Below are 11,051 nucleotides of genomic sequence, written 5' to 3' on the forward strand. Positions count from 1 at the left end.
TTTCTTTATACAAAAGAGAAATTTAAATTAAGGCAAAAAAAACGCTCAACTATAAGTTGAGCGTTGAAACTTGTAAGATATATACTTATAGTACCTGCACGTTGGCAGCTACCATTCCTTTTCTTCCTTCTTCTTCTGTGTACTCTACGTTGTCCCCTTCGCGTAATTCTACGCCATTAAGGTTTGATACGTGTACGAAGATGTCTTTTCCTGTTTCTTCGTTTGTAATGAATCCAAATCCTTTTGAATCATTGAAAAATTTAACTGTTCCAGTCATTATAATATAAATAAAAATTAAAGTGCAAAGGTAGTATTTAAACTAATGCCGAATGTTAATAAATTGTTTTATTTTAAAATATTGAGAATGAATAAGTTGAAATAATTTACTAAAAAAAGGCCAAAAGCCATGTCACCCGTGCTTTTATTGATTTTAGTTTGAGCAAGTGAATGAGCTACTAAGTTTTGTTATTCTTTTGATTTTCCCTCATTTTGTCCAAATTTTCTTTGGTGAGCATGTAATCTTTCACATCTTTTCCTTTCCATCTGTAATAAGAAAATAAAGGAAATACTATTAAAAAAAGACCTGCTACACCAAAACCTACAAGCTTTGGAGCATACTCAACATCTAAAATTAAGCCACATACAATACTTGTAATGGAAGCTAAAAAGGCAATAAGTGTTATGAGGTGTATAGGTTTCACAGAGTTTAAGTATTAGAATCTGTCATTTTGAGCATCGTCGAGAAGCTATTGCTATAAAAGAGCATTTCGACTACCTTCAATTTGACAGTTCATTAAATTTTCAAGATGTAAAATTAATCAATTCACGACGATACGCTGTTAAAAGTTTAGATTTTGAAACAAAGCCAAAATACTTGTTATCTTTTATAACTGGCAAATTCCATGCTCCAGAAGTTTGAAATTTCTTCATCACGTTTTCCATAGAATCATCTTCATAATTGATATATTCTGGTGGTTTTTGCATAAAAGTATCTACAGTAGTTGATTGATACAGTGATTGATCAAACATAACAGTTCTAATATTATCAAGCATAATAATACCAACGAAGCTATCATCAGAATTAGTAACTGGAAATAAATTTCTATTAGATTTAGATACACCATGTTTAAGCATTTCACCTAAGGTCATTTCTGGATGTAATTGTATAAAATCTTGTTCTATTACTGAATCTAACTTCATTAACGTTAACACACTTTTATCCTTATCTTGGGTTAATAATGCTCCTTTTTCGAGTAATTCCTTGGTGTAGATGGTATGGTCTAATCCATTTTTATTTATTATAAATGACATTGACGCTGTAATCATTAAAGGAACAAATAATTCGTAACCTCCTGTAATCTCTGCAATTAAAAATATTGCTGTTAATGGTGCATGCAAAACACCTGCAATAAGTCCGGCCATCCCAATAAGTGTAAAATTGGATTCAGAAACTGAAAACCCTAAGCCACAATTGTTAATCACCTTACCAACTACATTACCTAAGGCACTACCAATGACTAGAGTAGGTATTATAATACCACCAGTTCCTCCTGCTGCAAAAGTTGTCGTCATTGCTATAGCTTTAAATATGGTGATACCAAACAACAATCCAATCACAATCCAAATATTATCTAATTGATCATCAAACGGAGTGTTTCCTAAAGCCTTAATATCATTGCCTAGCATGAGGTCATTAATAAATCCAAAGCCTTCACCATAGAGTGGAGGAATAAAAAATAGCATTATACCAATAGCTAAACCACCAATAATAAGCTTATGTTTTGCTGATTTTAAGCGATTAAAAAGCGATGTAATCCCAAAGTACATTTTAGAAAAATAAATAGAAGCTATACCTGTTCCTATGCCAAGAATGATATAGAACATGGTGTCCTTAATTACAAATTTTTCTGAAACCGTGAAGTTAAAGAGCACACTATCTCCAAGGAAAAAATAAGATGTAATTACTGATGAAATAGATGCTATAAGTAATGGTAATAATGAAGCAAATGTAAGATCTAAACTAAACACTTCAATGGCGAATATGATTGCTGCAATCGGAGATTTAAAAATAGAAGCGATAGCACCAGCAGAAGCACAACCAATTAATAAACTTCGTGTTTTTCTATCAATATGTAATAAGCGACCTAAGTTAGAACTAATCGCTGAGGCTGAAGCTATAGCTGGTCCAAGTAGCCCAACCGAACCACCAAAACCAACTGTAAGTGGTGCTGTGATTAACGGTAGGTAGATATTTTTTTTGTCGATAATACCATCGCGTTTAGATAATGAATATAATATAGAAGGTATGGCATGACCACTTGGTTTCTTTGACACATACTTTACAAAAAGGTAGACTAAGAAAAGACCAATTATTGGCAGTATAAAATAGATACTATTTTGAGAAAGAATTATTCCTTTCTCGAAAACAGCTTCTATGCCAAAGGTTATGTTTTTAATGAAGACAGATACCAATCCAGCAAGCAATCCGATAACCAAACTTAATAAAAACACAAAGTTCTTTTCGGAGATATGTTTATATCGCCAAATAAGCAAGCGTTTAAAAAAGTTTAAAGGTGTTGGCATTATCTAAAAGCTAAAAAAATCCTGCAAGAAGCAGGATTTAATTTTTTTATGATTTTAAACTCAATTTTAAATTTAATTCTGCGAGTTGCTCTTCGTCGATTGGTGCAGGTGCATCTATCATCACATCTCGTCCTGAATTGTTTTTTGGAAAAGCAATAAAATCTCTAATCGTTTCTTGTCCACCTAATATTGAAACTAATCTATCTAATCCAAAAGCGATGCCTCCGTGAGGAGGTGCACCATATTCAAAAGCATCCATTAAAAATCCAAACTGTGCTCTGGCTTCTTCATCTGTAAAGCCTAAATGCTTTAGCATAATAGCTTGGGTTGGTTTATCATGTATACGAATTGAACCTCCTCCAATTTCGTTTCCATTTAAAACTAAATCGTAAGCATTAGCTTTTACCTCACCAGGTTTTGTATCTAATAATTCTAATTGTCCAGGTTTTGGTGACGTAAATGGATGATGCATCGCATGGTAGCGCTCCGTATCCTCGTCCCACTCTAATAAAGGAAAGTCCATAACCCAAAGCGGAGCAAATTCGTCTGGTTTTCGTAATCTTAAACGTTCCGCTAATTCCATGCGTAATGCACTTAATTGTGCTCTTACCTTATTAGTTTCACCAGAAAGCACACAGATTAAATCTCCAGCTTTAGCTCCAGTGACTTCTGCCCATTTTGCCAAATCGTCTTGGTCATAAAATTTATCTACTGATGATTTATAAGTACCATCATCATTACAGCGACAATAAACCATGCCTAGGGCTCCGACCTGTGGTCGTTTTACCCAATCAATAAGTTTGTCTATTTCTTTACGTGTATAACTGTTTCCACCAGGTACAGCGATACCAACTACTAAATCTGCTGAGTCAAACACGTTAAAATCTTTATGCTTAGCAACCTCATTTAATTCACCAAACTCCATCCCAAATCTAATATCTGGTTTATCATTACCATATAACCGCATGGCATCATCATAAAGTAGTCGCGGGAATTTCTCAACCTCAACACCATTAATTTCTTTGAGTAAGTGACGTGTTAAACCTTCGAATGTATTTAATATATCTTCTTGTTCTACAAACGCCATTTCACAATCTATTTGTGTAAATTCTGGCTGTCTATCTGCGCGTAAATCTTCATCTCTAAAACACTTTACAATCTGAAAGTATTTATCCATTCCACCTACCATAAGCAATTGCTTAAAAGTTTGTGGTGATTGAGGCAGAGCATAAAATTGTCCTTCGTTCATACGAGAAGGCACTACAAAGTCCCTGGCACCTTCTGGTGTGGATTTAATTAAATACGGTGTTTCAATCTCAATAAAACCGTCATTAGATAAATAGTTTCTAACGGCTTGTGCTACTTTATGTCTAAAAATCAGACTTTCTTTCACAGGATTACGACGAATATCTAAGTAGCGATATTTCATACGTAAATCATCTCCACCATCGGTTTTATCTTCGATTGTAAAAGGTGGAACCAATGACGTGTTTAAGACATTTAATTCAGAAACTAAAACTTCAATATCTCCTGTTGGTATATTAGGGTTTTTAGAAGCACGTTCTATTACCGTTCCTTTTACTTGAATCACAAATTCACGACCTAATTTCTGAGCCTTTTCCATAATAGCTTTGGCTGTACGTTCTTCATCAAAATAAAGTTGCGTTATACCATATCGATCTCGTAAATCGAGATATATCATAAAACCTTTATCTCTTATGCCTTGTACCCAACCAGAAAGGGTTACTTCAGTATTAGCATGCGTGGCTCTTAATTCACCACATGTATGATTTCTATACATTGTATTCGTATTAACAGATGGCAAATTTAATGAAGTTTATCAACTAATATAACAAAAGCCTCAACAATTATTGAGGCTTTCGGCTATTAATCAACTTTAGTATTAAGTACTAAAGAATCCTCTTCCAAAATCACATTGGAAGGTACTTTTGGTTCTGAATAGTCAGAACTAAACTTTTTCTTTAACCACATTTTAAGTTTAGTAGATAAGAAGAATAAAATTGGTACAACTATTAGAGTTAAGAAAGTTGCTACAAATAGGCCATAAATTACTGTCCATGCTAAAGGTCCCCAAAATATAACATTGTCACCACCGAAATAAATATTAGCATCTAATTCACTGAAGAATGTAAAGAAGTTTATATTCAGTCCTATCGCTAAGGGTATTAATCCTAAGATAGTTGTAATAGCAGTTAATAAAACAGGTCTTAAACGTGCTTTACCAGCTTTTACAACGCATTCAAACAAATCTTTTGTTGGTAGATATTGACCTTCGTCTAAATCAAGTTTATCTTTTCTTCTGTCTATTAGAAGTTGTGCATAATCGAGAAGAACCACACCATTGTTTACCACAATACCTGCCAATGAGATTATACCCATCATAGTCATCATAATTACAAATGACGATCCAGTAATAACTATTCCTCCGAAGACGCCTATGAGACTTAAGAATATTGCAATCATTATAATTGCAGGCTTAGACACAGAATTAAATTGAAAGATTAGAATAAAGAAAATCAACCCTAAGCCTTTAAGAAATGCTCCCATTAAGAAAGACTGTTGTTTATTTTGTTCTTCAATCTGTCCTGTATAGTCAATCTTTACAGATTGAGGTAATTGACTATTAAAGTCTACCATCTCTTCTTTTACTTGTTGCACAACTGCAGCTGCATCAACAAAGCCTGGTGCAAGAGCTGAGTATACTGTAACTACACGTTTTGTGTCTCTATGCTTAATTGCGCTAAATCCTGAACTATTACTTTGCTCTGCAAGTGCGGCTACAGGAATAGCTTTTACTTGGCCAGATGCCATATCTCTAAAAGTGATGTTTTGATTAAAGAGCGCGCTTTTATTATATCTTAAATCTTCATTGAATCTTACATAAATATCGTAGTCTTCACCATCTTCCTTATAAATACCAGCTTTACTTCCAAATAAGGCATTTCTAAGTTGCATACCTACTTGCCCAACACTAACGCCAAGTTCACCAGCTTTTTGTCGATCTACTTCAACCTTCATAGAAGGTTTGTCTTTATTCACATCAATTTTTAATTCATCAATTCCGGGAATATTTCTGTCATTTACAAAGCGTCTCATAGACTCTGCAGTTGCAATTAACTCATCATAATCATCACCTTCTAATTCTATATTTATTGGTGAACCTGCTGGTGGACCATTAGCATCCTTTTCTACTGAAATAAGTACACCAGGATAAATACCCGTAAGTGCTTCCTGTACTTTTTGTCTTAGTTCTTCACTGTCTTGACCACGTCTGTATTTATACTGACGCATAGTCGCAGTAATTTTACCACGATGTGGCATTTCTGCCTGAGAACCACCATCGGTTTGAGGATTTCCTGCTCCTTCTCCAACTTGAGAAACAGCAGCTTCAACCATATAGTTGTAACCATCATCCATGTACGTATCTTCATTTAAAATACCATAGACACGTTGTTCAATCTCTTTTGTAATCTGATTGGTTTTTTCAATGTCAGTTCCTTCAGGATATTCTATGTATACTATAATTTGATTCGGTTTATTATCCGGGAAAAATTCAATCTGTGTGCGTTGACTTGCAACTGATGCTCCGAATCCTCCGAACGCCACAAATAATAAAATTACTGTTCCAATAGAAATAGTATAGGGCATCCAACCTCTTAGTGCTGATTTTAGCGTTTTTTCATATGCTCCCTCTAACCATACTAAGGTGTTTTTCTGAAAATAATTAGCAGCGCCTCTGAGAAATAATCGATAGATCCAAAGTAAAAAAGCGGTAAACACCATGACTCCTCCTAAACCTCTATAAGGTCCACCAATAAATAATATTAAAAGCCCTAAACCACCAACGATTGCTGAAATAATAATAATTTTTTTTAAAGGCATTTCTTTATCCTCAATGGTCATAAATTGAGAGACTAATACTGAATTAAAAAATATAGCTACAAAAAGGGATGATCCTAATACTACAGAAAGTGTAATTGGGAAATATATCATAAACTGACCAAACAAACCTGGCCATAAACCAAGCGGAACAAATGCTGCAACCGTTGTAACTGTAGATATAATAATAGGAAATGCAATCTCTCCAATTCCTTTTTTGGCTGCTTCAATTCTAGAAAGGCCTTCTTCATCCATTAAGCGATAAACATTTTCAACAACGACAATGCCATTGTCTACCAACATACCAAGACCCATAATGAGACCAAATAGTATCATGGTGTTTAACGTGTAACCTATAGCACCTAAAATCATAAGTGACATAAACATGGACATTGGTATTGCAAAACCAACAAATAATGCGTTTTTAAAGCCTAAAAAGAACATTAAAACGGTGACTACCAGTATAATGCCAAATATGATATTATTAACTAAATCGTCCACTTGACCTATAGTTTTATCTGATAAATCATTAGTAATAGTGACTTCTAAATTTTTAGGAAAAACGTTTTCTATAGCGTCATTCACTATTACTTTAATCTGATCTGCAGCAGCAACCATATTCTTACCAGCACGTTTTTTAACATCCAACATTACTACCTTTTTGCCATCTTTTCTGGCATAGGTCGTTTTGTCTTTTTCTTTAAAGGTAACTTTGGCAAGATCTCTTAGATAAATAGGCTGATTATTTTCCGATTTTACAACGAAATTATATAGATCGTCAGGCTCTTCTATTTCACCTAAAATTCTAATGGTTCTTCGTTGTCCACTGGCTATTAAATTTCCGGCAGATGTCGTTACATTTCCTCTATTTATAGCATTGATAATGTCATCAAAACTTACTTGCATCGCTGACATTTTATAAACATCTACTGCAACCTCGACTTCTTTTTCTTGGGCACCTCTGATATCGGCTTGCTTTATTTCAAGTAAATCTTCAATATCGTCTTCTAGATATTCGGCAAACTCTTTAAGCTTTTGTATAGGATAGTCACCAGAAATATTAATGTTCAGAATCGGAATTTCTTCAGACATACTAAGATCAAACACATTAGGATCTACTTTGGCTCCATTAAATGTAGGCCAATCTTCACTGGCTTTTTCTGTGTCTATCTCATCTTTAACCAATTGCTTGGCAACTTCAACCTCCATATCATCATCAAACTCTACCACGATGATAGAATAATCTTCTTGAGACGTTGAGGTAATTTCAACGACATTAGAAACTGTTTTTAACTTATCTTCTAAGGGGTCTGTAATCAATTTTTCAATATCTTCTGCAATATTACCTGGATAAGCAGAGCTGACGTAGATTTTTGTTTCTTTTATCTCTGGAAAATCTTCTCTTGGCATATTAAAATAAGCCGTAATACCAAGGACGAGAATGAGCATCATTAAAACGTACATGGTCGTCTTATTGGTAATTGCCCAAGACGATAACTTAAACTCTTTATCTATATTTTTTTTCTTTTTGGTCATAGGTTTAGATTTTTTCTATTGAGCGCTATCTATTCTTACACGTTGCCCATCCTTTACACTTCTGGCTCCTTCTTTAATAATTTGCATATTGGCTTCTAAACCAGATAACACTTCAATAATATCGTTTTGGGTTTTACCAGTTGTGATATTTACACGTTTTGCGGTTCCGATATTATTTTTAATGTCATTTAAAATGAAAACATATTGCTCACCTTCGGCATCTTCAGAAATTATATTTTGAGGTATAAGCACCGCTGAAGAACTTGTGTAGTCATTGATGTTCAATTTAGCAGTAAGATTAGGCTTTATGTTATCATCCTTAGCATTTACTGGCACTTCTATGGTGTAGGTTCTGTTAGATGGATTGATATAGTTACTCGATTGTCTAATCGTTGAGTTTATTTTTTTGCCTAATACAGGGAATTCAACCTCAACAACTTTGCCTTTAGTAACATCTGCAATATAGCGCTCTGGCACGTCTGCTTCTATGTACATATTGTCTAGGTTAACTAGTAACATTAATGGTACTCCTGGAGCGACAAGGTTTCCTTGCTCTGTAATTATATTATCTATAGAACCAGCAAATGGTGCTGTAACTTTGGTCTTTGCTAATTGCTGTGTCATTTGATTGACAGCTTCACTTTGAGATTCATAGTTGGTTTTAGCTTCTAAATATTGAATTTCACTACCGATGTTTTGATCCCAAAGACGTTTCTGACGATCGAATGTGGTTTTAGCTAAGTCTCTCTGAATTTTCATTTGTGCTATTTGCTGAGATAGTCCACCATCGTCTATTTTGGCTAAAAGTTGCCCTTTTCTCACGTAATCACCATCTTTTACATAGACTTGTGATAAAAGTCCACTAAATTCAGAGCTTATAGTGACCACATTCTTAGTGGTTACATTTCCTTGAAGCTCTATATAGTGATTAAACTCTTCTTCTTTTGTTGTGATACTTGTAATTAAAGGTAATTTACTGTTGTCATCCAACGCCGTGATTCTTTCATTTAGCAGAGCAATTTGAGCATTTAGTTCTTGCTGTTTAATATTTAATTCTTGCTTTTTGGCTTTAATAGAATCTAGATTTTGTGACTCTAAAATACGTTCTACTGTTGTATTTGACGTATCAATAGTTTTATCTTCTCCACAGGCAAATATGGCAAGTGCTATGATTATAAGACTAATATATTTCGTTTTCATAATTTATAATTCTGTCAATGGGTTGGTTATCTAATTATTTGGTGTGTTAAGTAATGTTTCTAATTCAGCTTTTTTTGTTATAACGTCTAACTTAGCTTGCAGATAATTCTGTTGTGCAGTGTATAGCTGGGTTTGTGCCTGGCGTAAATCAAAGCTGCTCGATATACCTTCAAAGAATTTGATTTGGTTTTTATTTTCGATACGTTCAGCCAGTTTAAGGTTTTCCTTTTTGTTGTTGTATTCTTCTATAGCATACTGATAGTTACTCTTAGCGGTTTCAATTTGAAGCTTAAGCTGTTGTTCCACATAGTTTAAGTCTTCTTCTGCTTTTTCTAAATTAACCTGTGCTCTTTGGGTTGATGCTGTTCTGCCGAGTGAACTAAAAATAGGAATGTTTAAATTAAGACCAACTAAAGAAAATCCTGACCAGTTTTGATCGCTCTGAAAAAACGAAAAGTCATTGCTGAAAGCAAGATAACCTCCGTTAATAAAACCACTTAATGATGGTAATGCTTTACTTTTTTCTAATTTTAGTAAGAGTTCTTTAGAAACTTTATCATTTTCAGCAATCTTATAATCTATGGTATTATCTACATTGATTTCATTTTGTAATAGTTCTAAGGTAATATTAGCTTCTGCCAGACTTTCTAATGTATCCTTAAATATAATCTTAGACGTTAAGTCTGTGCCAATAGCAATATTGAACATTTGGTACGCAATACCTTTCAATCTGGTAGCATTTTTTAATGCACTTTCTATACCAGATAAGGTGATTTCTAATTGTTCTACGCTTTCTTCTTCAGCTAAGCCATTTTCATAAATCTTACGCGTTTCATTAAGGTTTTTTTGAAGTACATCTTTGTTCTTTTTAAATAGTGCTTCACTTTCTTCAGCCAGCAAAACATTGCCGTATGCATTGATGACACTTTTTCTAACCTCTAAATCGGTTTTTTCTTTAGCATTTTTTGAAATTTCTAAAAATACTTTTGCGGATTGAAGGCCAACAAGATAAGAGCCATCAAAAATTAATTGACTTAATGTTGCTGTGGCATTAACATTTTGTTTGGTTCCAAAAATAACTTCGGCAAATTCGCCAGGTTCACCACCAAAGAATTCTGCTGGCACAACCGAAACTTGTTGTTTTAAAAAGTTTTGATAATCTATACTAGCATTAATTTGCGGTAAGCCGGTTGCCGTGGTTTCCCATTTTTGATTTTTAGCAGCCTCGATATCGCGCTCTGCATTTTTTGCCTGTCTGTTATTTTCTAAAGCGAAATCAATCGCTTCTTCTAAACTAAGACTCATGGTTGCTTCTTGGGAAAAACCAAAACTTAAACAAAGCAATAATATGACTGTTATATATTGTTTCATGAGATATTATGATTGGTGCGTTCTTATAAATTGATTTAATATTTCGAAGCCTTTTTCGGTAACAATGGCTCTAAGGTGATATTCGAGATAGCTTTCCATTAAGTATTCCATTTGATAATTTTCAGGAGGGAAGAACATATTATCCTTAATACCTGTCATACCTGTAAAATACATTCTGGAAATAAAGTCAACATCTATAGTATCTCTAAAAACACCAGTTTCCACTCCATGTTTTAAGCTATCTTCAACTGAGCTGTGCATTTTTTCAAATTGCTTAATTTTCAATTCATGGTAAATTTGCGGATAGTATTTTTTGAGTTGATACTGCGGAGAGGAATTTTCGTCCTTAAGATGATGCATTACATACATCTTTATAGAGTATAATTCTTCAATAGGATTAGGTGCGGTCTCACAAATACAATCAATTCCTTCGCAAATCGTATCAAATAAATGAAAGGTTA

The 11,051-nt window shown here is 34.0% G+C and carries 8 protein-coding genes; all 8 read right to left on the reverse strand.

The window, feature by feature from the left end:
• Nucleotides 1-85 precede the first annotated feature (85 nt).
• Nucleotides 86-277 carry a cold-shock protein gene (locus ACTG3Y_RS12495; protein ID WP_008269621.1) on the reverse strand — a complete coding sequence of 64 codons (192 nt, stop codon included), beginning with the start codon at nucleotides 275-277 and terminating at the stop codon, nucleotides 86-88.
• Between the two features lie 178 nt (nucleotides 278-455).
• The gene (locus tag ACTG3Y_RS12500) at nucleotides 456-701 is read right to left on the reverse strand and encodes a hypothetical protein (protein ID WP_439153258.1); all 246 of its coding nucleotides are present in this window, start codon (nucleotides 699-701) and stop codon (nucleotides 456-458) included.
• Nucleotides 702-801: 100 nt separating this feature from the next.
• Entirely contained in the window at nucleotides 802-2,583 is a 1,782-nt protein-coding gene (locus tag ACTG3Y_RS12505; RefSeq protein ID WP_439153259.1) for a chloride channel protein, read from the reverse strand.
• 46 nt (nucleotides 2,584-2,629) lie between these two features.
• Nucleotides 2,630-4,384: an aspartate--tRNA ligase gene (aspS, locus tag ACTG3Y_RS12510; protein ID WP_439153260.1), complete on the reverse strand. Its 1,755-nt coding sequence runs from the start codon at nucleotides 4,382-4,384 to the stop codon at nucleotides 2,630-2,632.
• 86 nt (nucleotides 4,385-4,470) lie between these two features.
• Nucleotides 4,471-8,019: an efflux RND transporter permease subunit gene (locus tag ACTG3Y_RS12515; protein ID WP_439153261.1), complete on the reverse strand. Its 3,549-nt coding sequence runs from the start codon at nucleotides 8,017-8,019 to the stop codon at nucleotides 4,471-4,473.
• Between the two features lie 15 nt (nucleotides 8,020-8,034).
• Nucleotides 8,035-9,219, reverse strand: coding sequence for an efflux RND transporter periplasmic adaptor subunit (locus ACTG3Y_RS12520; protein ID WP_439153262.1), 1,185 nt, complete (start codon nucleotides 9,217-9,219; stop codon nucleotides 8,035-8,037).
• A gap of 30 nt (nucleotides 9,220-9,249) precedes the next feature.
• On the reverse strand, nucleotides 9,250-10,590 hold the full coding sequence (locus ACTG3Y_RS12525; protein ID WP_439153263.1) for a TolC family protein: 1,341 nt from the start codon (nucleotides 10,588-10,590) through the stop codon (nucleotides 9,250-9,252).
• Between the two features lie 6 nt (nucleotides 10,591-10,596).
• The coding region (locus ACTG3Y_RS12530) for a TetR/AcrR family transcriptional regulator (RefSeq protein WP_439153264.1) at nucleotides 10,597-11,051 on the reverse strand (455 nt) is incomplete at its 5' end.

The sequence above is a fragment of the Winogradskyella sp. genome (assembly GCF_965656915.1).
In the GTDB taxonomy this organism is placed as follows: domain Bacteria; phylum Bacteroidota; class Bacteroidia; order Flavobacteriales; family Flavobacteriaceae; genus Winogradskyella.